This is a genomic window from Brachybacterium vulturis (genome assembly GCF_043641765.1).
GTDB classification, from domain to species: domain Bacteria; phylum Actinomycetota; class Actinomycetes; order Actinomycetales; family Dermabacteraceae; genus Brachybacterium; species Brachybacterium vulturis_A.
Genome location: NZ_JBHZRO010000007.1, coordinates 154,012 through 176,301, shown reverse-complemented (window position 1 = coordinate 176,301; position 22,290 = coordinate 154,012). Strand labels below are relative to the sequence as shown.

Here is a 22,290-nt window from a genome sequence, read left to right as displayed (position 1 = left end):
CAGGTGAGCACTTCTCCCACCGCGACGCCGACGCCCGGCCCCGATGACAGCTTCGGGGGTCGGGCGTTCGCGCCCCGGGACGACGGCACCGTGGTGGGCGTCGGCATCGACGTCGTCGAGATCGCCCGACTGACCGCCATGCTGGAGCGGACCCCGGCCCTGCTGGACCGGCTGCTCACGCCCAGCGAGCGCAGCCTCTCCGCCGCGTCCCGCGCCGCCCGGGTCGCCGCCAAGGAGGCGGTCGGCAAGGCCCTCGGCGCTCCCGGGGACTTCTCCTGGCAGGACGTCACCGTCGAGCGCACCCACGTGCGCCGCCCCTACCTGCGCCTGCGCGGCGCCACCCTGCGCGCCGCCGAGCAGCAGGGTGTGGTCCACCTGCACCTGTCCCTCTCGCACGACGGGGACGTCGCGACCGCGATCGTCGTCGCCGAACGCGGCACGGCATCACCGAAGGATCCGGCCCGATGATCCGCGCCTACTCCGCCCAGGCCGTCCGCGAGGCCGAGGCGCCCCTGCTCGACGCGGGCCAGCCGCTGATGCTCCGTGCCGCGCGAGCACTGGCCGAGCACGTCACCGACCGCCTGCGCTCCGCCGCGTCGGAGGAGCTGCGCGGCCGGGAGGGGGGCGTGCTGGTCCTCGCCGGCGCCGGCGCGAACGGCGGCGACGGGCTGCACGCCGCAGCGCTCCTGCGCCGCGAGGGCATCGCCGCCGACGCGATCGCCACCGCCGACCGCCTCCACGAGGAGGGCGCCGCCGCCCTGCGCGAGGCCGGTGGCACGATCACCGCACTCGCCGACACCACCCCGACGATGCTCGAGGAGCGACTGGCCACCACCGCCCTGGTGCTCGATGCGATGCTCGGCATCGGCGGCCGTCCGGAGGTGCCCGCGGCCCTGGCCCCGCTGCTGGCCGTGGTGCGGGACAGCGGCGTCCCGGTGATCGCCGTGGATCTGCCCAGCTTCGTTGACGCCACCACCGGGCAGGCCGCTCCCGAGGCCCTGGCCGCGAGCGAGACGATCACCTTCGGCGTGCTGAAGGCCTGCCTGCTGCTGCCCGGCGGCACCGAACGCAGCGGGGCCGTGCAGCTGGTGGACATCGGCCTGTCCCCGCACCTGCCCGCCACCTCTGCCGTGCTCCGCCTCGAGGACTCCGACGTGCGGGCACTGTTCCCGCGCCCCGACCGGGACGCCAGCAAGTACACCCGCGGGGTGGTCGCCCTCGCCGCCGGCAGTGAGCAGTTCCCCGGCGCCGCGGTCCTCGCCGTCTCCGGAGCCGCCCGCAGCGGCGCCGGGATGGTCCGCTGCCTGGCGCCCCACCAGGTGCTGGATCTGGTGCTGCGGGAGCGGCCCGAGGTGGTCGGGCACCGCGTCGAACGGGCCAACGGCGGTCCGGACGCGGTCGACCTCGCCGCCGTCGGCCGCACCGACGCGCTGGTCGTCGGCCCCGGGCTCGCGGCCGACGATCCCCGCGCGGTCGCCGGCGTCGACGCTCTGCAGGCGATGACCGGCCGGCTCAATTGCGGCGTCCTCGACGCCGGCGCGCTGTCGGTGCTCACCAGCGCGCATCGCTTCGGCCCGGACGTGGTGCTGACCCCGCACCGCGGAGAGGCCGAGCGCCTCGCGAAGCGGCTCGGGGTCGACCCGGAGCTGCCCGGCGCGGAGCTCGCCCCCGCGCTCGCCCGCGCCACCGGCGCGACCGTGCTGCTCAAGGGCGCCGTGACCCTGATCGCCCCGGGCGACGGCGGCCCGCTGCGCGCCCAGGACGATGCGACGGCGCAGCTGGCCACCGCCGGCACCGGGGACGTGCTCGCCGGAGTGCTCGGCACCCTGCTCGCCGCCGGACTCCCCGGACCCGATGCCGCCGCCCTGGCCGCGATCCTCCACGGCCGCGCGGGCCGCCTCGCCTCCCAGGGCGGTCGACAGCCGCTGCTCGCCCTCGACGTCGCCGTGCACCTGCCGGAGGCGATCGGGACTATCCTGGCGGGCGCCCGAACGTGAACCGAGGAGCTCGATGACCATCCCGATCCCTGCCGAGGACCCTCGGCACGTGCCCAACCGGGCCGTGATCGACCCGTCGGCGATCACCGAGAACACCCGCGCCATGGGCACCCTGCTCGAGGAGCAGACCGCGCTGATGGCCGTGGTCAAGGCCGACGGCTACGGCCACGGCATGCTCACCGCCGCCCGCGCCGCGATCGAAGGGGGCGCCACCTGGCTCGGCGTCGCCCATCCCGCCAGCGCCCTGGCCCTGGCCCGCGCCGACCTCGACGCCCAGATCCTCACCTGGCTGTTCGAGCCGCACACCGCGAAGCTCGTGCTGCCCGAGGTGCTGGGCTCCGGGGTCGACGTCTCCGTCGGCTCCCCGGAGATGCTCGCCCTGGTCTCCGAGGCCGCCCGCGAGGCCGACCGCCGCGCCCGCGTGCACCTGAAGATCGACACCGGCATGGGCCGCAACGGCGTGCTGCCCTGGCAGATCCGCGAGCTCGGCGCCGCCATGCGGGAGGACGACTTCATCCAGGTCGCCGGCGCCTGGACCCACCTGACCAGCGCTGATGACCCGCAGGATCCGGCGACCGACCAGCAGGCGGAGCTGTTCGACTCGGCCAGCGCTGCGCTCGCCGACGAGGTGGGGCCGATCCCGCTGCAGCACATCGCGAACTCCGCCGCGACCCTCACCCGTCCTGATCTCCACCGCGACCTGGTGCGGGTCGGGATCGCGCTGTACGGCTGCCCGCCGGTCCCCGCCGAGGTGCCGCTGCGCCCGGCGATGACCCTCACCAGCCGCCTCGCCCTGGTCAAGGAGGTGGGTGAGGGGCACAGCATCGGCTACGGCCGGATCCGCCGCACGGACCGCGCCACCCGTCTGGGCCTGGTGCCGATCGGCTACGCCGACGGCCTCCACCGCACCGGCAGCGACCAGGTGGACCTGGTGGTCCGCACCGAGAGCGGCGACCATCGAGCCCCCCAGGTGGGCCGCATCAGCATGGACCAGATCGTCATCGACCTGGGCCCGGACTCCGATGCCCGCGCCGGTGACCAGGTGTTCGTCTTCGGCGATGCCGGTGGTGACCCGAACGGTCCCGCGGCCGCGACCGCGGAGGACTGGGCGAAGGCCGCCGGGACCATCTCCTACGAGGTCCTCACCTCCGTCTCCGGCCGCGTCACCCGCGAGGTCCGCTGATGCGCTCCCTGACCGTGCGCACCGGTGACGCCGAGGGCACCCGCGCCGTGGCCGAGGCCCTGGCCGCGGTGCTGCGGCCCGGGGACCTGCTGGTGCTGGACGGTCCGCTCGGGGCGGGCAAGACCACCTTCACCCAGGGGCTCGGCGCCGGGCTCGGGGTGCGCGGCCCTGTCGCCTCCCCGACCTTCGTCATCGAACGGGTCCACCCCCATCTCGCCGACGGGCCCGATCTGGTCCACGTCGACGCCTACCGCCTCGGTGGGGAGGGCGAGATCGACGACCTCGACCTGGAGGCCGATCTCGACCGCGCCGTGACCGTCGTGGAATGGGGACGCGACCGGGTCGAGCATCTCGCCGACTCCTTTCTGCTGGTGGTGCTGGACCGACCCGACCGGGTCGAGGATCCCGAGGACCCTGATGAGCCGCGCACTCTGCACCTGCTCCCCAGCGGTCCCCGCTGGGACGAGCGGGCGATCGGGCAGCTGAAGGACGCACTGGCCCCCGTCGGCGCGGCGGAGGGGACCACGGATCCCCGAGCTGCGACCCCGACCACCCGACCCGCCGAGGAGAACCGCTGATGCTGCTGGGGATCGACACCTCCGGGGCGGTGAGCACCGCGGTCGCCCGCGGCGAGCTCACCGGGCCCGCCCCCGAGATCCTGCAGGTCCGCTCCGACGAGCGCTCCCGTCACCACGACGAGGTGCTGCTGGACCTGATCGAGGGGACCCTGCGGGCCGCGGGCGTCGAGCGCGGCGACCTCACCGGGGTCGTCGTGGGCCGCGGCCCCGGTCCCTTCACCGGGCTGCGGGTGGGACTGGTCTCCGCACGCTCGATCGCCGCCGTGCTCGGGGTGCCCCTGCACGGGCTCAGCTCCCTGGACGCCCTCGCCCACCAGGCGCTCGCCGCGCTCGGTCCCGCACAGGAGCGGTCGGTCACCGTCGGCGTCGCCCTGGACGCCCGGCGCCGCGAGGTCTACCACGCCCGCTACCGGCGCGAGAGTTCCGGCGAGATCACCCGGACCGCGGAGCCCGCGGTGCACACCCCCGCCGAGGTGGCCGGCGAGCTCATCGCCTGCGACGTGCTGGTCGGCTCCGGGACCGGGATCTACCCCGAGCTGCTGCCGGCGACCATGGACCTGGTCCACGTCGATGCCGGGCACCTGATCCTGGCCGCCGCCGCGCTGCGCGGCCGGGGCGAGGATCTCAGCAGCACGGAGCCGATGTATCTGCGCGAGCCCGATGCCGCCAGGCCCACCGCGCGCAAGAGCGCCCTGGGCCGCTGAGATGAACGGCGCTGGCGAGGAGGACACCGCCTGGGCGCTGCGCCCGGCGACTCTTGAGGACGTGGAGCAGATCGCGATCGCCGAGCTCGAGCTGTTCCCCGACGAGGCCTGGAACGCCTTCCAGCTCGCCGAGGAGATCGCCCACCCCGACCGCCGCTACGTGGTCGCCGTCCAGGGGGAGAGGGCCGATGGCGCACTGCTCGGCTACGCGGGGATCATGCTCGCCGGCGACCTCGCGGACCTGCACACGATCGGCACTCGCGAGGAGGGCCGGGGGATCGGCCGCGCCCTGCTGGCCTGGTGCGAGCAGCAGGCGCGGGACGGCGGCGCCGAGCGGATGCTGCTCGAGGTCCGCGAGGACAACGCCCGGGCGCGCGCCGTCTACACCGCCGCCGGGTACCGGGAGATCGACCGCCGTCGCGGCTACTACCGGATCCGCGGCCGCCGCATCGACGCGCTGGTGATGCGGCGCGACCTGGGGGCGGAGGGAGGCCCCTCGGCCTGAGGCCCCGTCGGTTCTCACGCGGACAGTGTCCGTCAGAGGTGGTGGCGCACCTTCTGGAACACGTCCGGGTAGCGGGCGTCCAGCCGCGTGGCCGCGATCCGCAGCCCCAGCAGGAACATGACCGCGCCGCCCACCAGCGCGAGCGCCCCGGCGACCAGGGTCAGCGCCAGGCTGCCCACGACCGCGCCCCAGATGCCCACACCGATCGCGGGCAGCAGCGGCACGAAGACGCCGACCATCGCCACGGCCATCGCGAGCATCGCGTTGGAGCTAGAGGCGGACTTGTCCTTCATCGGGTTGGTGCCCGGGGGAGAGCTCGGGTAGGGCAGCAGTACGCTGACCACCATCGAGATGCCCCAGCCGCAGATCATCGCGCCCAGTGCGCCCATGACCGCCAGCGGGATCAGGTCCGTCCTGCCGTACAGAAGCGGGAGCACGATCATCGCCACCACCACGCCCGGAACCATGAGCACGGCCTGGGCGGCGATGCGACCCAGCAGGTTCGCCCGGGCGGGCATGCCGGTGACCAGGTTGACCCAGCCCGAGGGGCCGTCGAAACCGATCTCGTTGGCCAGGCTGATCCCGCTCATGCCGCACATGAAGATCGCCAGCCCCAGCATCATCCCGCGGGACTCCGGGAGCATCAGCCCCATCGCCGCGAAGAACACGATGACCACCGGGTAGATGCCCAGCGCCGCGAGGTAGCGGGTGTCCCGCCGCCAGTAGCGCAGCGACTTGCCCATCACGGCCCCGAACGGGCCGGGGCGCACGAACCGGGGCACCAGCGGCGAGACCTTGGCATCGCCCGAGGAGGCGTCGCCGGTCAGCGCGGAGGTGAGGGAGACCTCGATCGATCGGCGCCACCACAGCCACACCAGTGCGATCGTCACCGCCCCGATCGCGGCGCGCAGCACCGCGCTCAGCACGCGCCCCTCGGCCAGATCCATCGGGACCGCGAACAGCGCCCCCACCGGGGTCCAGGCCAGGATCTCGACGATCCGCGGCAGCCACTCGCGCAGCAGCGTCAGGTCGAGGTCGTCGACCTTCTGCGCGCCGAGGGAGAAGGAGTAGATGGCCGCGAACAGCAGCAGGAAGCCGAGGATCCCGCCCACCTCGCGGCCGCTGCGGGAGGAGGCGCGGCTCGCCGAGTGGGCGAACCAGGCTCGCGGCAGCAGCAGGCACAGGGCGAAGGCGGCGAGGTTCGCGGGTATCAGCACCAGGGCGGCCAGCGCGATCCAGAGCGCGCCCTGGCCGAACAGGATCAGCCACAGCAGCTCGAAGCCGGTGGCGATGGCGACGGCGAGCAGGGTGAACAGGCTCGGCAGGCTCAGCCCCGCCGCGGCGAACATTCCCGGCTGCAGCTCCTTGGCGGTGCGCGGGAAGAGTGCGAAGGCCCGCGGATCCAGGGTGTCGTCGATGCCGAAGGCGAGCACCGGGATCAGGAACCACGCCAGCACGGTCAGGGCGCCCAGGCCGCGCACGATCAGCGGGAAGGTCTCGCCCTCCCCGGCCCACAGGGTGGTGCCCAGGAACAGGGTCACCAGGCCCGCCATCCCGCCGAGGGAGTAGAGCACCCCGACGAGGGTGCCGATGAGCTTGCCGACGTTCTTGCGATAGGACCGCTTCCACAGCGTCCATTTCAGCCCCAGCTGCAGGCGGATGAGGGATCGCTGCGAGATCTCGCCGTGGGAGACGCTCTGCGCCGCCGCGGTCGCGGTGTGCTCACTGCTCAGGACTCCAACCACGACAGGCTCCCCTCCGCGACGTCGCCGCCGCCGACGAGATCGATGAAGGTCTGCACCAGGCTGTCGCCCCGGCGGACCTCGTCGAGCGTGCCGGCGGCCAGCAGCTCGCCGTCGGCGATGATGGCGACGTGGCTGCACAGCCCCTCGACCAGCTCCATCACATGGCTGGAGAGCACCACGGTGCCGCCACCGTCCACATAGGCGGTGAGGATCTTCCGGATCACCTGGGCGGAGACCGGGTCGACCGCCTCCAGCGGCTCGTCCAGGACCAGCAGCCGTGGCGCATGCAGCAGGGCGCTAGCGAGCAGGATCTTCTTCGTCATGCCGGCGGAGTAGTCGACCACCAGCTTGCCGTCCTCGCCGGCGAGGTCCAGGGCCGACAGCAGCGACTCCATGCGCTCCTCGACCACGGCCGGCTCCATGCCGCGCACCAGCCCCATATAGGTGAGCAGCTCGCGCCCGGTGAGCCGGTCGAAGGTGCGCAGGCCGTCGGCGAGGACGCCGAGGCGGGCCTTGGCCTCATGGGGCTCGGCCCACATGTCGTGCCCGAGCACGTGGGCGGTGCCGCCGTCGGGCCGCAGCAGGCCGGTCGCCATCGACAGGGTGGTGGTCTTGCCCGCGCCGTTGGGACCGACGATCCCGTAGAAGGAGCCGCGGGGGACGTCCAGGGAGATCCCGTGGACCACCTCGGTCCGGTCGAAGGACTTGCGCATCCCGCGCAGGGACAGGGCGGTGCGGTCCGGGACGGCGCTCTCGGCGGCCACCGGTGCGGCCGGCCCGGAGACGGGCTGCGGCGGGACGTCCCGCTGGGGGGCGTCCGCGGCGTCGGCGGTCTCGGGGGCGGTGGGTTCCGCGGTGGACGTCGGATGGTGGCTGTGCATGAGCTCACGCTAGTTCTCGCGCGGGCCGCGAGGGGTCCGCCGCTCGGTGGGAGAGGGGTCGACCTTCGTCGCGTCCAGGGCGTTCCGGTGTGCACTGCGCTCAGCAGAGCGCGGTTAGTATGCCCGTTGAGCCGCCTGGCTCACGGAAGGAGCCCCATGTCGAAGCTGCGCCCTGCCCCGCGGGCACAGAGCCTTGCCCCCGAGGTCGAGGAGATCCCGCTCGGCATCCGTCGGGCCGCGGCCTGGTCCTGGCGACTGATCGTCGTCGTCGCCGCCTCGGCTCTGATCCTCTGGGGCCTGCTGCAGATCACCACCATCGTCATCCCGGTGGTGATAGCGATCCTGCTCGCCGCGCTGATGACCCCGGTGGTCAAGGTGCTGACCCGTTACACCTTCCTGGGCCGAGGGGCGGCCGCCGGGGTCGCACTGCTGGGTCTGCTGCTGGTGATCTCGGGGATGTTCACCCTGGCCGGGCGCCAGCTGTTCGCGCAGTTCGCCGACATCCAGGAGAAGGCGGTCAGGGGATTCCAGGGCCTGGTCGAGTGGGCGACCTCGACCTTCCAGATCGACACGCCGATGATCAATTCGGCGATCGACGAGGGGCTCCAGCAGCTCCAGCAGTACTCCGGTGAGCTGGTCAGCGGTGCGGTGAGCACCGCGGCGGTGCTCGGCAACGTCGCCACCGGCATCGTGGTGGCGCTGTTCACCCTGTTCTTCCTGCTCTCGGGCGGGGCAGGGATCTGGCGCTGGGTGGTGGGTCTGCTGCCGCCGGCGGCACGGGTCCCCACCCATGAGGCCTTCCGCCGCGGCTGGAAGGCGCTGTCGGCATATATGCGCACCCAGATCCTGGTGGCGGCCGTGGACGCCTTCGGCATCGCGATCGGCATGGTGGCGCTGGGACTCGGCTCCTACGCGGTGCCGATCTGGCTGCTGGTGTTCCTGTTCTCCTTCGTGCCGCTGGTGGGTGCGATCGCCTCGGGCGCGATCGCCGTGCTGCTGGTGCTGGTGCTGAACAACTGGATCGGTGCGCTGATCATGCTCGCGATCGTGCTGGTCGTGCAGCAGCTGGAAAGCAACATCCTGCAGCCCTTCCTGATGGGCAAGGCCGTCGAGCTGCATCCGCTGGCGGTGTTCCTCGGTGTCGCAGGCGGCGCGATGATCGCCGGGATCGCCGGGGCGCTGTTCGCCATCCCGGTGCTGGCCTTCGTCAACGCGACGCTGCTGTACGTGGTGGGGCGGGACCCGAGCCCGGACCTCGGGCGCGATCGTGTCGGCGCCGAGCACTTCGCCGCGCTGACCCGCCGCAGGCCGCATCCTGCGGCGCGCGCCACCGAGGAGCGGAAGCGGCTGATGCTGCCGGGTCTGCCCTCCCTGCGCCCCTCGGGTGGGCGGCAGGTGGCAGCGGCCGAGGCGCCGCGCGCAGACAGCGCCCCGCCGCAGACCGCTGTTCCCGCGCGCGAGGATCCCGCGCGCAAGGACGAGGCGGCGGCGTCGCCTGCTGCACCGCTGGACGGTGGTACCCCCGGCCAGGACCGCCTCCCGGGGCAGGACGGCCTCCCGGGGCACGGCGGTGAGCCGGGTCAGGACGACGCTCCGCGCACGGGCGGTGCCTGAGTCGCCGGACACCCCGCACGACGAGAAGGCCCCCGCTCCGGCAGCAGCCGGTCGCGGGGGCCTTTTTCCTGCGCGCACTGCGGGTGCGGGCAGCGGTGGCTCAGACCTTGTAGGGCGAGGCCTGGAGGATCTCGATCGGGAAGGACTTCCCGTTCGGGGCCGTGTAGTCGACGGAGTCCCCGACCTTGGAGCCGTGGATCGAGCTTCCCAGCGGCGACTCCGAGGAGTACACCTCGAGGGTGTCGTCGCCGTCGGCGATCTCGCGGTTGCCCAGCAGGAAGGTGCGCTCCTTGCCGGCCATCGAGATGACCACGACCATGCCGGGCTCGACGATGCCGTCGTCCTTCGGCGCCTCGCCGACCACGGCGTTCTTCAGGAGTCGCTGGAGGTCCGAGATGCGGGCCTCCATCTTTCCCTGCTCCTCACGGGCGGCGTGATAGCCGCCGTTCTCCTTGAGGTCCCCTTCGTCGCGAGCCGCGGCGATGCGCTCGGCGATCTCGGTGCGTCCCGGGCCCTCGAGCTCTGCGAGCTCCTTGGCCAGGCGGTCGTACGCGTCCTGGGTGAGCCAGGCGCCATTCGGCTGGCTGCTCATGGGTTCACTCCTGTCGTCCTCAGTAGTGCGCAGGGGAGCGAGGAGCCCCCAATACGCGAATCACGGGGCACATGTCCTCATGCGCCCCGTGTGCGGGTGATGATGATCGGCGAGATGCCGGTTCCGCAGTACTTTACACCGGCCTTCACCCTTCCCTGGGGACGCGAGGACGATTTCGCGGATCGAGTAATCCGGGGCGACCGGCCGACAGAACGGTCGGCGTCGCAGGCGAGAGGTCCACGACGGTGCCGTTAGGAGCGGTGGCCCGGCGGCCTCAGCGGGTCGTGCAGCCGATGATCTCCGCGGAGACGGCGTCGCCCTGGGTGGAGATCTCGATGTGGTGCGCGCTGCGACGGGTCTCCTGCGCAGGGATCTCCGTCTCGACGAAGCCGACCTGGGCCCGTCCCTTGTTCAGCGCCTGGATCGTGCACGTCGCCGCGGTGCCGGGGGCCATCGTCACCTGGTAGTCGACGGCGATCACGTCGTCGGCGAGATGGTCGTAGGCGAGGACCTCGGAGCGGACCGGGCTCTGCGAGACCTGCAGCCCGACGTAGACCACGACCGCCAGGAACGCCGCCGCGGCGAGTGCGAGGAGCACGCGGGCCGTGCGACGGTCCACGAGCGGCCCCCCGTAGCGGTCCGCGTGACGATCAGTGGCATCGTTCATGGGGCCAGTCTCCCAGATCGGGGCCGAGAACGTCCTCCGAGTCGGTGGCCGGCCCCGGTGCCCTGTGCGGTCGCGGCCCCGCCGCCTCCCAGACGCCGACAGGTGCCGGTGGCGTAGGATCTGACGCTGGTGCGCCGTGACCGCTGTCGCGCGCGACGCATGCACCAGCCCCGCGTGGGATCCGTCCCCTCCCGCCGTCTCCGAGGAGTCCCGTGACCGTCCAGCTGCCCACCCCCGATGAACCTCTGCGGATGGTGGCCGTCCACGCGCACCCCGACGACGAATCGTCCAAGGGCGCCGGGTCGACCGCGCGCTATGCGCGCGAGGGTGTCCAGGTCACGGTCATCACCTGCACCGGCGGCGAGCGTGGCGACGTGCTCAACCCGCGCCTGCGCGACGATCCGACCATGACTCCCGAAGCGCTGCCCGGGATCCGCCGCCGGGAGATGGAGCGGGCCCAGGAGATCCTCGGCGTGGATCACGAATGGCTGGGCTTCATCGATTCCGGGCTCCCCGAGGGTGACCCGCTGCCGCCGCTGCCGGCCGGCAGCTTCGCGACGCTCCCCGTCGAGGAGGCGGCCCGGCCGCTGGTCGAGGCCGTGCGTCGGCTGCGTCCCCACGTGATGACCACGTACGACGAGAACGGCGGCTATCCGCACCCCGATCACATCCAGGTCAACCGCATCAGCCTGGCCGCCTTCGATCTGGCCGCGGATCCCGCCTTCGCCCCCGAGCTCGGCGCGCCCTGGGCGATCGCGAAGCTCTACTACGTCAACGGCTTCCACCGGCAGCGGTTCGCAGCGGTGAGCCGGCACCTGCGCGCAGAGGGCACCCCGAACGAGATGCTGGACCAGATGCTCCAGCACTACGACGAGACCAAGGACCGCGTGCTGACCACCCGCGTCGACGTGCGCGATTTCTTGGCGATCCGGGATGACGCGCTGCGCGCCCACGCGACCCAGGTCGATCCCGAGGGGCCGTTCTTCCGCATTCCCCACGAGGCCGAGGCCGCGGCCTGGGGCACCGAGGACTACGAGCTGCACATCTCCCGCCTCGGCGTGAAGCTGCCCGAGGACGACCTGTTCGCCGGTCTGCGCCACGAGCACGTGGAGGCCCGGCCGTGAGCGGCGCGGAGATCGTCCTCGCCCTCGGCGAGCTGCTGGCCGCACCGAGCCCCTCGGACGGCGAGGAGTTCACCACGGTCTCCGTCTCCCCGGGCCTGCCCGGATTCTTCGCGATGTTCGTGCTCGCCGTCGCCGTCGTGCTGCTGGCGGTCGACATGACCCGACGTACGCGCCGGGTGCAGGCCCGGGCGCGGGTGCAGGAGCGGATGGCGGCCGAGGAGCGCCAACGGGAGGATGCCGCGGAGCGCGAGCGGACCGACGGCACCGAGCATGAGCGGGCCGCTGGCACCGAGCGCGAGCGGACCGATGGCGCGGACGCCGACGACCCACCCGCGGGCGAGGACTCACCGTCCGCTGACGACCAGCGCTGACGCCCGCCCGGTCCGCACGTCCACCCGGCGCTCACGCCCGCGCAGTACGGACGCCCAGCGGCGCTGATCGTCGGAGCGGTGTCGGTTCGCGCGTGCTCAGGCCACAGCGACGGCGACCGCCGCGAAGTGGCAGCCGAAACCGATCAACGTGCCGGCGTGGAAGATCTCGTGGAAGCCGAACCAGGCGGGTGAGGGATTGGGTCGCTTCAGCGCGTACATGACCGCGCCCGCGGTGTAGGCGAGGCCGCCGATCACCAGCAGCCAGACCACGGCCCAGCCGCCCGTGGCCTGCAGCTGGGGCATGTAGAAGATCGCCACCCAGCCCAGCGCGACGTACGCGGGGACGTAGATCCAGCGCGGGGCCCCGGTCCAGAAGACCCGGAAGCACACGCCGATCGCGGCGCCGCCCCAGGCGATCGCCAACAGGGTGAGCGCGTGGCGAGGTGCCAGCAGTGCGATGGCCAGCGGGGTGTACGTGCCGGCGATGATCAGGAAGATGTTCGCGTGGTCGAACCGGCGCAGCATGATCGCCCGCTGCGGGGACCAGGTGCCGCGATGATAGACGGCGCTGACGCCGAACAGCATGCCGGCGGTCAGCACGAACACCGCGCAGGCCAGCCGGATCTGCACGGTGTCGCCGAGGGCGACCAGCACCAGCCCGGTCACCACGGTGGCGGGGAAGGCGACCAGATGCAGCATCCCGCGCAGGCGCGGCTTGGGCAGCTGCAGCCCGAGCTGGGTGGCCCGCCGCGCCATGGTGCGGGTGAGCGTGCGCGGGGCGAAGGGGAAGTTCTCGGCGGTGGGCAGCTCGTCGTCGTGATTGCCGGGACCGGCGTGGTCGGGGCGACGCGGGCCGGGGTGCTCGGCGGCGACGCGGTGGGGTCCGGAACTCATGGGTCCACCGTAACCTACGGACCCGTAAGTTCATGGTGCGCATGCTGTGCCGATCCGGTGTCGATTTCCGTCGAACGTCCGGGGGCGGCGCCATGGTCGTCGATAATGGAGTGAGCGGTCCGACGGGGTCGGTCGCGACGCACTGCACCCGGCGGAGAGCGCCGGTCCGGAAGCCGTGGCGGGCAGGACCGCCGCGATGATCACGAGGGGAAGGACGACGCGATGGGCGACGACGGCCTTCTGTACCGCGTCTACGAGAGGCGCCTCCTCCGCGAGCTCGAGCGCTTCGAGCTCCCGCAGCATCTGGGCGTGATCGTGGACGGCAACCGCCGCTGGGCGAAGGAGGCGGGGGAGACCACCGAGCACGGTCACCGCGTCGGCGCCGCGAAGATCCTCGAATTCCTCTCCTGGTGCGATGGCCTCGACATCCCGCTGGTCACCGTCTGGATGCTATCCACCGACAATCTGCGCCGACCGCCCGAGGAGCTCACCGCCCTCTACGAGATCATCGGCACCACCATCGAGGGGATCATCGAGGCCGGCTACTGCGTGCGGCTGACCGGGAACGCCGAGGCGCTGCCGGAGGCGATGCGCGCGGACATCTCCCGCGCGCAGCAGCGCATCTCCCCGGAGTCCCAGCTCACGGTGAATGTGGCGATCGGCTACGGCGGGCGTGAGGAGATCGTCGACGCCGTGCAGGAGCTGGTGCGGGACCTGGCCGCACAGGGCCTGGACGGCGAATCCATCGCCGCGGCGGTCAGCATCGACTCCATCGCCGAGCATCTCTACACCCGTGGGCAGCCCGATCCGGACCTCATCATCCGCACCTCGGGCGAGCAGCGCCTCTCGGGATTCCTGCTGTGGCAGTCCGTGCACTCCGAGTACTGGTTCTGCGAGACCTACTGGCCCGGATTCCGCCGCATCGACCTGCTGCGCGCCCTGCGGAACTTCTGTCTGCGCGAGCGGCGGTTCGGCGCCTGAGCAGCCGACGCTCCCCGGCCAGGAGCCGCGTTCGCACAGCACCGCCCGCCTCCGCCAGGACACTCCCGCGCACCTCCCCGGAGGCCCGTGTGACCGGTGGCACACTGGAGGCATCGGGAGTCCGGCAGAACTCCCGATGACGATCGGGTGAACGTCGGCCCCGCATCCGGTGGGGCTCGCCCGATCGCGGGCGCCCACCGGGCTAGGGTCCAGGCATCCGCGCGATTCCGGGAGGCTCCCATGGACGAGACGACCATTGCCCGCGAGACGATGCCCGCCGACGACGGCACCCCATCGCTCCCGCCCACCCGGAGCCCGGAGGCGATCTGGGCTGCCAATCCTGATGGCGCCCCCGTGGTGCCCTCGCTGCTGCCCGGTGCCGCCCGGCAGCTGCTCGCCGACGTCGAGACGGGGGTGATCACCTACGTCGTGGACACCTCGGTGCTGCTGTCCGACCCGCTGTCCCTGCACCGCTTCGCCGAGCATGACATCGTGCTGCCGATCGTGGTCATCACCGAGCTGGAGGCCAAGCGCCACCACCCGGACCTCGGCTACTTCGCCCGGCAGGCGCTGCGGATCCTCGATGACCTGCGCGAGCTGCACGGCAACCTCTCCCAGCCGCTCCCGATCGGCAAGGACGGCGGCCACGTGCACGTCGAGCTGAACCATATGAGCACCGCCTCCCTGCCGGACGGCTTCCGGCTCGGCGACAACGACACCCGCATCCTCGCCGTCGCAAAGAACCTCCAGCTCGAGGGCAAGAACGTGGTGCTGGTGTCGAAGGATCTGCCGATGCGCATCAAGGCCTCGGCCACCGGCGTGCACGCCGAGGAGTACCGGGCCGAACTCGCCCGCGACCGCGGATACACCGGCATGGTCACGGCCTCGGTGGACGAGCAGACCATGAGCGCTCTCTACGACGGCCAGACCGTCGAGGTCCCCGAGGTCGCCCACCATCCCGTGCACACCGGGCTCACCCTCACCAGCCCGCGCGGCTCCGCTCTGGGCCGGGTCACCCGGGACAAGCAGGTGCGGCTGGTCCCGGGGGACCAGACCGTCTTCGGCGTCTCCGGCCGCTCCGCGGAGCAGCGCATCGCGATCGACCTGCTGCAGGACGAGTCCCTCGGCATCGTCTCGCTCGGCGGCCGCGCCGGCACCGGCAAGAGCGCCCTGGCGCTGTGCGCGGGGCTGGAGGCGGTCCTCGAGCGCCGCACCCAGCGCAGGATCATGGTGTTCCGCCCGCTCTTCGCCGTGGGTGGCCAGGAGCTCGGCTACCTGCCCGGGGACCAGGGCGAGAAGATGGGCCCCTGGGGGCAGGCCGTGTTCGACACCCTCGGCTCGATGGTCTCCCAGAACGTCATCGATGAGGTGCTCTCCCGCGGCATGCTGGAAGTGCTCCCGCTGACCCACATTCGCGGCCGTTCCCTCCACGACGCCTTCGTGATCGTGGACGAGGCCCAGTCCCTGGAGCGCAACGTGCTGCTGACTATGCTCTCCCGCATCGGCCAGAACTCCCGCGTGGTGCTCACCCACGACGTCGCCCAGCGCGACAACCTCCGCATCGGCCGCTACGACGGGATCGCCTCCGTGGTCGAGGCGCTCAAGGAGAAGGACCTGTTCGCCCACATGACGCTGCAGCGCTCCGAGCGCTCGAAGGTCGCCGAGCTGGTCACCCACGTGCTCGACGAGCCGATCCCCTGAGGCGGTGGCGGCTCACGTGGCGATCGTGCCGAGGTAGCTGGTGGCGCTGTGCCAGCATGCGGGGCCTTCTCGATCGTGCTGCGGCATCTGGCGGCGCTGTGCCAGCATGCGGGGCCTTCTCGATCGTGCTGCGGCAGCTGGTGGCGCTGTGCCAGCATGCGGGGCCGTATATCGGGATGTGTGCTGGCTGTGCGCCACTGGATGCACCCCGCCCCCTCAGGGGTGCGCTGTCCGGCCCAGTCCGGGCGATCGGTTCACGGCAGTGGCACGGCAACGCCTGGTACGGCGAGACGTCCTCTCCTCCACAGCATGCGCCGGTCCACAGGGCCGGCGCCGTGCCGACGTCGCGAAGGCAACCGTGGTTGCCTCACCGATATGGAGATCGAGGGGGTACGCCACAGGGCACGCCTGCGTGAGGACGGCGTCTCCCAGTCGGAGATCCGCCGCTGGCTGAGGAACGGCTCGATGCGCAGCGAGCAGCCGTGGTACCTCACCGAGGCGGCCCCGCCGGGCCTCGTCCGGATGCTGCAGCTCGGCCTGCGACCCACGTGCCTGGACGGTGCCTCGCTGCATGGTCTGTGGACGCCCCCGCACACCGGAACTCACGTCTTCCGGCCCCGGATGCTGAGTGCCGGTGCGGAGATGCAGGACGTTCGACTCCACCCCGTCCGGCGACGAGCCGGGGAGGTCGTCGTCGGGGACGAGGAGGGGGAGCTCGTCCTGCACGGTCCAGCGCTGCGCTCCTGGCCTGACCAGGACCCGGTCCCCGATCTCGACCTGGTCCTGACCCATGCCGCGCATTGCCTGCCCATGGAGAAGGCGGCCGTGATCTTCGAGTCCGGCCTGCAGCGTCGGCTGCTCACGCGGCGGAGAGCGGAGCGGATCCTCGCCGCGTTGCCGCAGCGCATCCGGCGGCCGCTCTCCAGGATCCGAGGGGATGCGGGATCGGGGACGGAGACCACCGTGCGCTGGTGGATGGAGTCCCGGCACTTCCCCGTACGGTCCCAGGTGCTGTTCCCGGACGGCCGGCGCCGAATGGATCTGCTGGTGGGCAGGAGCTGGGTGATCGAGTGCGACAGCCGCGAGTTCCATGACGATCCGCTCAGCTATGACACGGACCGTGCGAGGGACCTCTACCTCGCATCGCGCGGATACAGGGTCACGAGGCTCTCCTGGGAGCAGGTGTTCCTGCGATGGGAGGAGACGACGAGGATGCTGCTCGCGATCCTCCGTCGCGGGGATCATCTCGATGCGCCGCGCCCCTGAGGGGGGCAGGCGGAGGCATACTCAGCGCTGCCGCGCCCAGATCGTTGGAGGGCGTCGCCTGCGCGAAGGCGACGAGGGCGAGGAGCTGAGAGCGGGCAGGCAGTGCGCAGGACATGGCAAGCAGGATCCCTACGCCCTGAGCCGGCACCCTGGCGGCGCGCTCCAGGTCACGCGGCGGGCAACCGGAGAGCGCTGCATCCGGTGGCGGAATGCCAGCATGCGTCCCGCTCCCTCGGCCCCGCATGCTGGCAAAGCGCCAGTGGATGCACCCGCGCCCGGCGATACACCCGGAACAGTGGGTGCGCTGGGGCCGGTGCATCCATCTCGCCGGCGGACACGCTCGGACCGCCGGCGACGCCCTGGCTGCGCCCGGCTGCGCCCCGGCTACCCCCTGGCCACGCCCCGGCCGCGCGGGATGCCCACCGGATGGTGGGCACCCCGTCGTGCCTGCGGTCAGGCCGTGGCCTGCCCGCCCCTCAGCAGGTCGCTCAGGCCTTCGGGGCCGTCATCGACAGCACGTCCAGCGCCTCGTCCAGCTGCGCCTCGGTGAGCTCGCCGCGCTCGACGAAGCCCAGCGCGATCACGGCCTCGCGCACCGGGACCCGCTCGGCGACGGCGTGCTTGGCGATCTTCGCCGCGGACTCGTAGCCGATCAGCTTGTTCAGCGGGGTGACGATCGAGGGGGAGGCCTCGGCGTAGAAGCGGGCCTTCTCCTCGTTGGCGACCAGGCCGTCGACGGTCTTGTCGGCCAGCACGGTGGAGGAGTTGGCGAGCAGGCGGATCGATTCCAGCAGGCTGGTGCCCATCAGCGGGATCTGCACGTTCAGCTCGAAGGAGCCCTGCGCGCCGCCCCAGGCGATCGCCGCGTCGTTGCCGATGACCTTCGCGCACACCATCAGCACGGCCTCGGGGATGACGGGGTTGACCTTGCCGGGCATGATCGAGGAGCCCGGCTGCAGGTCCGGGATCGAGATCTCGCCGAGTCCCGTGTTCGGGCCGGAACCCATCCAGCGCACGTCGTTGCAGATCTTGGTCAGCGAGACGGCGATGGTGCGCAGCGCACCGGACATCTCCACCAGGCCGTCACGATTGGACTGCGCCTCGAAGTGGTTGCGGGCCTCGGTCAGCGGCAGGTCGGTCTGCTCGACCAGGTTCGCGATGACCTTCTGGGGGAAGCCGAGCGGGGTGTTGATGCCGGTGCCCACAGCGGTGCCGCCCTGCGGGACCTCCGCGGTGCGGGGCAGTGCCGCCTCGACGCGCTCGATGCCGTAGCGGATCGAGGCCGCGTAGCCGCCGAACTCCTGGCCGAGGGTGACCGGGGTGGCGTCCATGAGGTGGGTGCGGCCGGACTTCACCACGGCCTTCCACGCCTCGGCCTTCGTCTCCAGGGACTCGGCGAGGTGGGCGAGCGCGGGCAGCAGCTGCTCGACGACGCCCTGGGTGACCGCGACGTGCACGGAGGTGGGGAACACGTCGTTCGAGGACTGCGAGCAGTTGACGTGGTCGTTGGGGTGGGTGTCCACTCCGGCGTTGGTGGCGAGGGTCGCGAGCACCTCGTTCATGTTCATGTTCGAGCTGGTGCCGGAACCGGTCTGGTAGGTGTCCACCGGGAACTGGTCGTCGTGCTCACCGGCGATCACGGCATCGGCGGCGGCGACGATCGCGTCGGCGATGGTCCCGTCCAGCACCCCGAGCTCCTGGTTGGCGCGGGCGGCGGCCTTCTTCACCTGGGCGAGGGCGTGGATGTGCGCGGGCTCCAGGCCCTGGCCGGAGATCGGGAAGTTCTCCACCGCACGCTGGGTCTGTGCCCGGTACAGGGCCGAGGCGGGCACCCGGATCTCACCCATGGTGTCGTGCTCGATGCGGTAGCCGTCCTGCTGTGCGGCGGGCGTGGACTGGTTCATGAAGCGGCCTCCTCAGGTCGTGGTGCGGTGGGTGGGTGTCCGGGGACGGATGGGGGAGTCAAGGGCTGCGGAGCGGCGCGGGCGGACTGCCGACCAGCGGGCGCGTCCGCAGCAGGATCAGGTGAGCTCGTGGCTCCACGGCGGATTGGCGCCGGCCCGGGAGACGGTGATCGCGGCGAGGGCTGCGGCGCGCTGCAGCACGTCGGCGATCTCGTCGTTGGGCAGCGCGGCGAGGGCAGGGCGCTTCTCCGCCCCCAGCAGGTCCTTCGCCGCCAGCGCATCGAGGACCCCGGCGGAGAACGTGTCCCCGGCGCCGACGGTGTCGACGGCGTCGACGATGACGGGGGAGACCTGCACACGGCCGCTCGGGGAGAAGCCGACCGCCCCCTCGTCGCCGCGGGTCAGGACGGTCAGCGCCGGCCCCAGCTCGCGCCAGGAGTCGACGACGTCCTCCACGTCGTCGGTGCCGTACAGCCAGGCCACGTCCTCGTCGGAGGCCTTCACCACGTCGCTGAGCGCGATGCTCGCCTCGATCTGGGCGCGCACCAGCTCCGGGGCACCCATCAGGGTGGGGCGCGCATTGGGGTCGTAGCTGATGGTCGCGGTCCCGCGATAGCGGTGCAGGGTGTCGAGCACCGTCGCGGCACCGGGCTCGAGCACGGCGGCGATCGAGGAGGTGTGCACGGCGTCGACCCGCTCGGGCAGGCCGACGGGCTGCGGATCCCAGACCAGGTCGAACTCGTAGGTCGCCGCGCCGTGCGCATCGAGCCGGGCCAGCGCGGTCGACGTCGGTGCCGAGACGGAGCTGCCCGGGGTGAGGCGGACTCCGGAGGCCTCCAGGTGTGCCCGGATGGCGTCTCCCCGGGCGTCCTCGCCGATGCGGGTGAGCAGATGGGTGTCGTGACCGAGGCGGCTGAGCGCCACGGCCACGTTCATGGGGGATCCGCCGGGGTGCTCTCGACGCGCGCCGTCGACGTCGACGACGATGTCCGTGAGCGCTTCTCCGACGATGAGGAATGTCGTGGTCACCGCTCGATCATCGCAGGTTTCCGCAGAAGGGGCGAACAGGGTGCCGGGGTCGGTGTCGCGCGGTCGACGCGGCGCGGCCCGGGTGGCTGGGAGCGGCACGGAGGCTGAGCGGGGACAATGGGCGCATGCACGATGCTGACCACGAGACTCCCGAGGTGCCGGAACGGACGCCGGCCGTGCGGACCGACGAGCCCGGTGCGCCGAGTGACGAGCCCGCGCCGCAGCCGAAGTCCGCGTACGAGCTGCCGTCGAAGAAGAACACCGTCCTGCGCAATATGGTGTGGGCGCTGCTGCTGACGATGGCGGTGGTGGTCGTGGTCGGTATCGCCTTCTTCGGCGTGGGCAGCCAGCCCGAGCGGGAACCGTTGGCGAACTCCGAGCTGGACGTGGCCGCGAGCGCGGAGCGCGCCCGGGACGTGGCGCCCTTCCCTGTCACGGTGCCTGCCGTGGGGGAGGGATGGACCGAGCGCTCCGCCCGGTACACCGCAGGTGCGAACCCGCAGTGGACTATCGAGTACACCTCGCCGGAGGGTCAGCTGGTCACGCTGGTCGAGGAGTCCGAGCTCGGAGCTCCGATGCTCTCGGCGGCGATCCCGGGCAGCACCGTCGAGGAGGAGCTCGAGCTCGCGGGCGCCACCTGCAGCCTGCTGCGCGGCGAGCGGAGCACCGCGGAGCGCGGCATCGCCTGCGAGGGCGCGGGCTGGGGCTTCGTGGTCCACGGGAACGCGGACCGGGCAGCGCTCGAGCAGATCGCCGGCGCCGCGGTCACCTCGCTCGACTGAGGTTCCCGCGGCGGACTATTCGGACTACTCCGCCCCGGAGTCCGCAGAGCGGCGAGCTGCCACCGCATCGTCCAGCCGCTCCCGAGCACCGTCGAGCCACTGCTGGCAGCGGCGGGCGAGCATCTCCCCGCGCTCCCACTGCCCGATCGAATCCTCGAGCCCGCCCTGCCCGGACTCCAGGCGCCGCACCACCTCGACGAGCTGGTCGCGGGCGGCCTCGTAGGAGAGCTCGGCGATGTCCGCGGGCAGCGGCTGCGCGCCCTCGGCAGGGGTGACGGTGCCGGACTGCGCGTCGTGGGCAGTGCTCTCGACGGCGGTGAGGTCGTTCTCAGGGCTGCTGGGCGGGGTCATCAGGACTCCTCGGTGGTCTCGGACTGTGCGGGGCGCTCGGTCTGTGCGGGCCGGTGCGGCTGCTGCGGAGCAGGGGGCTGTGCGGGCGGGGAGTACGGGTCGGTCGTGGTGCGCTCCACCCCGAAGCGGCCCCCGGCCACCCGCACCGAGAGCGGCTGGCCGATCTCCGGCTGTTCGGGGGAGCGGACGATCGAGCCCTCCGCGTCCTGGACCACGGCGTAGCCGCGCTCGAGGGTCGCCAGCGGGCTGAGCGAGCGCACCTGACTGCCCAGATGGTCGACCTCGTCGGCCGCGCGGTCCAAGCGGGACCCGATCAGGGTGCGTGCCAGGGCGATCCGCGACCGGATCTCGTCGGCCCGACCGGCGAGGATCGTGGAGGGGTTCTCCAGCACGGGTCGGGAGCGCGTCGCATCCAGCGCCGACTGCTCCCGCGCGATCCGGGCCCGGATCGCGGCCCGCAGCCGGGTGCGGCCCAGCTCCAGCTGCTCGACCTCGGCGACGATGTCGGGGACCACGCGCTTGGCGGCATCGGTGGGGGTGGAGGCGCGCACATCCGCGGCGAGGTCGATCAGGGGGGTGTCGACCTCGTGGCCGATCGCGGAGACGATCGGGGTCCTCGCCCCCGCGACCAGCCGGGTGAGCTGCTCGTCGGAGAAGGGGAGCAGGTCCTCGAGGGAGCCCCCGCCGCGGGAGATGATGATGACGTCGACGTGGTCGAGCCCGTCCAGCTCCCGCAGCGCCGCGGAGACCTCCCGCACCGCCTTCGTGCCCTGCACCGCGACCTCGCGGATCTCGAACTGCACCGCCGGCCAGCGCCGCCGGGCATTGACGACCACGTCGCGCTCCGCGGCGGATTCGCGCCCGCAGATCAGCCCGACGGAGCGCGGGAGGAAGGGCAGCTGCTGCTTGCGGGAGGCGGCGAACAGCCCTTCGGCGGAGAGCACGCGCTTGAGCTGCTCGAGCCGCGCCAGCAGCTCGCCCAGGCCCACCGGGCGGATGTCGTCGGCCTCGAGCTGGAGGCTGCCGCGCTTGGTCCAGAACGTCGGCTTCGCATGGACCACCACGCGCGCTCCCGGGACCGGCTCGACCGGCAGGGCACGCAGCACGTGCTCGCGGACGGGGACCGAGAAGGACATGTCCACGTCGATGTCGCGCAGGGTCATGAAGCTCAGCCCGGCTCCGGGACGCCGGTTGAGCTGGACGATCTCGCCCTCGACCCAGAGCGGCGACATCCGCGCCACGTACTCCCCGACCTTCACCGACAGCTGCCGCAGGGGCCAGGGATTCTCCGCCGTGGTCTGCGCGGCGGTGGCGGCGGGGGCGGGCCGCGGCGTCGCGGCACCGCCCGCATCCGGGCCGGAGGAGGTCTGCGTCATGGGTCCACTCTGGCACGAGCTCCCGACAGCTCGCGGGCGCCGGGC

The 22,290-nt window shown here is 72.2% G+C and carries 22 protein-coding genes; 13 read left to right on the top strand and 9 right to left on the bottom strand.

Annotation, left to right across the window (positions count from 1 at the left end; genetic code table 11):
* Nucleotides 1–3: 3 nt before the first annotated feature.
* Genes ACHUEU_RS07685 through ACHUEU_RS07660 form a run of 6 tightly spaced genes read left to right on the top strand, consistent with a single transcriptional unit; the run spans nt 4 to nt 4,967 of the window.
* Nucleotides 4–468: a holo-ACP synthase gene (locus ACHUEU_RS07685; protein ID WP_394215332.1), complete on the top strand. Its 465-nt coding sequence runs from the start codon at nt 4–6 to the stop codon at nt 466–468.
* Nucleotides 465–1,997 carry an NAD(P)H-hydrate dehydratase gene (locus ACHUEU_RS07680; RefSeq protein WP_394215331.1) on the top strand — a complete coding sequence of 511 codons (1,533 nt, stop codon included), beginning with the start codon at nt 465–467 and terminating at the stop codon, nt 1,995–1,997. The genes ACHUEU_RS07685 and ACHUEU_RS07680 overlap by 4 nt, the downstream gene beginning before the upstream one ends.
* 13 nt (nt 1,998–2,010) lie before the next feature.
* Nucleotides 2,011–3,180 carry an alanine racemase gene (alr, locus tag ACHUEU_RS07675; RefSeq protein ID WP_394215330.1) on the top strand — a complete coding sequence of 390 codons (1,170 nt, stop codon included), beginning with the start codon at nt 2,011–2,013 and terminating at the stop codon, nt 3,178–3,180.
* Nucleotides 3,180–3,758: a tRNA (adenosine(37)-N6)-threonylcarbamoyltransferase complex ATPase subunit type 1 TsaE gene (tsaE, locus tag ACHUEU_RS07670; RefSeq protein WP_394215328.1), complete on the top strand. Its 579-nt coding sequence runs from the start codon at nt 3,180–3,182 to the stop codon at nt 3,756–3,758. Before alr ends, tsaE begins: the two co-directional genes overlap by 1 nt.
* Nucleotides 3,758–4,462 carry a tRNA (adenosine(37)-N6)-threonylcarbamoyltransferase complex dimerization subunit type 1 TsaB gene (gene tsaB, locus ACHUEU_RS07665; protein ID WP_394215327.1) on the top strand — a complete coding sequence of 235 codons (705 nt, stop codon included), beginning with the start codon at nt 3,758–3,760 and terminating at the stop codon, nt 4,460–4,462. The genes tsaE and tsaB overlap by 1 nt, the downstream gene beginning before the upstream one ends.
* A 1-nt stretch (nt 4,463) precedes the next feature.
* Nucleotides 4,464–4,967 (top strand): GNAT family N-acetyltransferase, encoded by a 504-nt coding sequence (locus tag ACHUEU_RS07660; protein ID WP_394215326.1) that lies wholly within the window; start codon nt 4,464–4,466, stop codon nt 4,965–4,967.
* Nucleotides 4,968–4,999: 32 nt separating this feature from the next.
* Here the strand turns inward: ACHUEU_RS07660 and ACHUEU_RS07655 are convergent, their stop codons facing one another.
* Together ACHUEU_RS07655 and ACHUEU_RS07650 are read right to left on the bottom strand one after the other, a co-directional pair.
* Complete coding sequence (locus ACHUEU_RS07655) at nt 5,000–6,712, bottom strand: hypothetical protein (RefSeq protein ID WP_394215324.1); 1,713 nt, start codon at nt 6,710–6,712, stop codon at nt 5,000–5,002.
* Complete coding sequence (locus tag ACHUEU_RS07650) at nt 6,697–7,593, bottom strand: ABC transporter ATP-binding protein (RefSeq protein WP_394215323.1); 897 nt, start codon at nt 7,591–7,593, stop codon at nt 6,697–6,699. The genes ACHUEU_RS07655 and ACHUEU_RS07650 overlap by 16 nt, the downstream gene beginning before the upstream one ends.
* Nucleotides 7,594–7,749: 156 nt before the next feature.
* On the opposite strand from ACHUEU_RS07650, the gene ACHUEU_RS07645 reads away from it, so the two are divergent.
* Nucleotides 7,750–9,207 carry an AI-2E family transporter gene (locus ACHUEU_RS07645; protein WP_394215322.1) on the top strand — a complete coding sequence of 486 codons (1,458 nt, stop codon included), beginning with the start codon at nt 7,750–7,752 and terminating at the stop codon, nt 9,205–9,207.
* Between the two features lie 100 nt (nt 9,208–9,307).
* Here the strand turns inward: ACHUEU_RS07645 and greA are convergent, their stop codons facing one another.
* Nucleotides 9,308–9,799: a transcription elongation factor GreA gene (greA, locus tag ACHUEU_RS07640; RefSeq protein WP_096802470.1), complete on the bottom strand. Its 492-nt coding sequence runs from the start codon at nt 9,797–9,799 to the stop codon at nt 9,308–9,310.
* A gap of 274 nt (nt 9,800–10,073) precedes the next feature.
* Nucleotides 10,074–10,466 (bottom strand): DUF4307 domain-containing protein, encoded by a 393-nt coding sequence (locus ACHUEU_RS07635; RefSeq protein ID WP_394215321.1) that lies wholly within the window; start codon nt 10,464–10,466, stop codon nt 10,074–10,076.
* A 212-nt stretch (nt 10,467–10,678) separates the two neighbouring features.
* On the opposite strand from ACHUEU_RS07635, the gene mca reads away from it, so the two are divergent.
* Nucleotides 10,679–11,590, top strand: a complete 912-nt coding sequence (mca, locus tag ACHUEU_RS07630) for a mycothiol conjugate amidase Mca (protein WP_394215320.1) — start codon at nt 10,679–10,681, stop codon at nt 11,588–11,590.
* Complete coding sequence (locus ACHUEU_RS07625; RefSeq protein WP_394215319.1) at nt 11,587–11,961, top strand: hypothetical protein; 375 nt, start codon at nt 11,587–11,589, stop codon at nt 11,959–11,961. The genes mca and ACHUEU_RS07625 overlap by 4 nt, the downstream gene beginning before the upstream one ends.
* Before the next feature lie 96 nt (nt 11,962–12,057).
* Here the strand turns inward: ACHUEU_RS07625 and trhA are convergent, their stop codons facing one another.
* A complete protein-coding gene (gene trhA / locus ACHUEU_RS07620) occupies nt 12,058–12,855 on the bottom strand; it encodes a PAQR family membrane homeostasis protein TrhA (RefSeq protein WP_394215318.1) in 798 nt (265 codons plus the stop codon).
* A gap of 222 nt (nt 12,856–13,077) precedes the next feature.
* Between trhA and uppS the strand changes: the two genes are divergently transcribed.
* From uppS to ACHUEU_RS07605, 3 genes are all read left to right on the top strand, one after another.
* The gene (gene uppS / locus ACHUEU_RS07615; RefSeq protein ID WP_394215317.1) at nt 13,078–13,836 is read left to right on the top strand and encodes a polyprenyl diphosphate synthase; all 759 of its coding nucleotides are present in this window, start codon (nt 13,078–13,080) and stop codon (nt 13,834–13,836) included.
* A 240-nt stretch (nt 13,837–14,076) separates the two neighbouring features.
* Nucleotides 14,077–15,537, top strand: coding sequence for a PhoH family protein (locus ACHUEU_RS07610; protein ID WP_394215316.1), 1,461 nt, complete (start codon nt 14,077–14,079; stop codon nt 15,535–15,537).
* Nucleotides 15,538–15,912: 375 nt separating this feature from the next.
* Complete coding sequence (locus tag ACHUEU_RS07605) at nt 15,913–16,803, top strand: hypothetical protein (protein WP_394215315.1); 891 nt, start codon at nt 15,913–15,915, stop codon at nt 16,801–16,803.
* Between the two features lie 488 nt (nt 16,804–17,291).
* On the opposite strand, the gene ACHUEU_RS07600 is transcribed toward ACHUEU_RS07605, so the two are convergent.
* Together ACHUEU_RS07600 and ACHUEU_RS07595 are read right to left on the bottom strand one after the other, a co-directional pair.
* Nucleotides 17,292–18,707: a class II fumarate hydratase gene (locus ACHUEU_RS07600; protein WP_394215314.1), complete on the bottom strand. Its 1,416-nt coding sequence runs from the start codon at nt 18,705–18,707 to the stop codon at nt 17,292–17,294.
* Nucleotides 18,708–18,824: 117 nt separating this feature from the next.
* Entirely contained in the window at nt 18,825–19,736 is a 912-nt protein-coding gene (locus ACHUEU_RS07595) for a carbohydrate kinase family protein (protein WP_394215313.1), read from the bottom strand.
* A 125-nt stretch (nt 19,737–19,861) separates the two neighbouring features.
* Between ACHUEU_RS07595 and ACHUEU_RS07590 the strand changes: the two genes are divergently transcribed.
* Nucleotides 19,862–20,518, top strand: a complete 657-nt coding sequence (locus tag ACHUEU_RS07590) for a DUF4245 family protein (RefSeq protein WP_394215312.1) — start codon at nt 19,862–19,864, stop codon at nt 20,516–20,518.
* A 24-nt stretch (nt 20,519–20,542) separates the two neighbouring features.
* Here ACHUEU_RS07590 and ACHUEU_RS07585 read toward each other — a convergent pair whose 3' ends face one another.
* Nucleotides 20,543–20,869, bottom strand: a complete 327-nt coding sequence (locus ACHUEU_RS07585) for an exodeoxyribonuclease VII small subunit (protein WP_394215311.1) — start codon at nt 20,867–20,869, stop codon at nt 20,543–20,545.
* Entirely contained in the window at nt 20,869–22,245 is a 1,377-nt protein-coding gene (xseA, locus tag ACHUEU_RS07580; protein ID WP_394215310.1) for an exodeoxyribonuclease VII large subunit, read from the bottom strand. The genes ACHUEU_RS07585 and xseA overlap by 1 nt, the downstream gene beginning before the upstream one ends.
* Nucleotides 22,246–22,290 lie beyond the last annotated feature (45 nt).

Coding starts and splice junctions, on each gene's coding strand:
- alr (WP_394215330.1), top strand. CDS start 2,011: ATGACCATCCCGATCCCTGCCGAGGACCCTCGGCACGTGCCCAACCGG.
- ACHUEU_RS07660 (WP_394215326.1), top strand. CDS start 4,464: ATGAACGGCGCTGGCGAGGAGGACACCGCCTGGGCGCTGCGCCCGGCG.
- ACHUEU_RS07605 (WP_394215315.1), top strand. CDS start 15,913: ATGGAGATCGAGGGGGTACGCCACAGGGCACGCCTGCGTGAGGACGGC.
- xseA (WP_394215310.1), bottom strand. CDS start 22,245: ATGACGCAGACCTCCTCCGGCCCGGATGCGGGCGGTGCCGCGACGCCG.
- ACHUEU_RS07680 (WP_394215331.1), top strand. CDS start 465: ATGATCCGCGCCTACTCCGCCCAGGCCGTCCGCGAGGCCGAGGCGCCC.
- ACHUEU_RS07635 (WP_394215321.1), bottom strand. CDS start 10,466: ATGAACGATGCCACTGATCGTCACGCGGACCGCTACGGGGGGCCGCTC.
- ACHUEU_RS07645 (WP_394215322.1), top strand. CDS start 7,750: ATGTCGAAGCTGCGCCCTGCCCCGCGGGCACAGAGCCTTGCCCCCGAG.
- ACHUEU_RS07600 (WP_394215314.1), bottom strand. CDS start 18,707: ATGAACCAGTCCACGCCCGCCGCACAGCAGGACGGCTACCGCATCGAG.
- tsaE (WP_394215328.1), top strand. CDS start 3,180: ATGCGCTCCCTGACCGTGCGCACCGGTGACGCCGAGGGCACCCGCGCC.
- uppS (WP_394215317.1), top strand. CDS start 13,078: ATGGGCGACGACGGCCTTCTGTACCGCGTCTACGAGAGGCGCCTCCTC.
- ACHUEU_RS07610 (WP_394215316.1), top strand. CDS start 14,077: ATGGACGAGACGACCATTGCCCGCGAGACGATGCCCGCCGACGACGGC.
- ACHUEU_RS07650 (WP_394215323.1), bottom strand. CDS start 7,593: ATGCACAGCCACCATCCGACGTCCACCGCGGAACCCACCGCCCCCGAG.
- greA (WP_096802470.1), bottom strand. CDS start 9,799: ATGAGCAGCCAGCCGAATGGCGCCTGGCTCACCCAGGACGCGTACGAC.
- tsaB (WP_394215327.1), top strand. CDS start 3,758: ATGCTGCTGGGGATCGACACCTCCGGGGCGGTGAGCACCGCGGTCGCC.
- ACHUEU_RS07590 (WP_394215312.1), top strand. CDS start 19,862: ATGCACGATGCTGACCACGAGACTCCCGAGGTGCCGGAACGGACGCCG.
- trhA (WP_394215318.1), bottom strand. CDS start 12,855: ATGAGTTCCGGACCCCACCGCGTCGCCGCCGAGCACCCCGGCCCGCGT.
- ACHUEU_RS07585 (WP_394215311.1), bottom strand. CDS start 20,869: ATGACCCCGCCCAGCAGCCCTGAGAACGACCTCACCGCCGTCGAGAGC.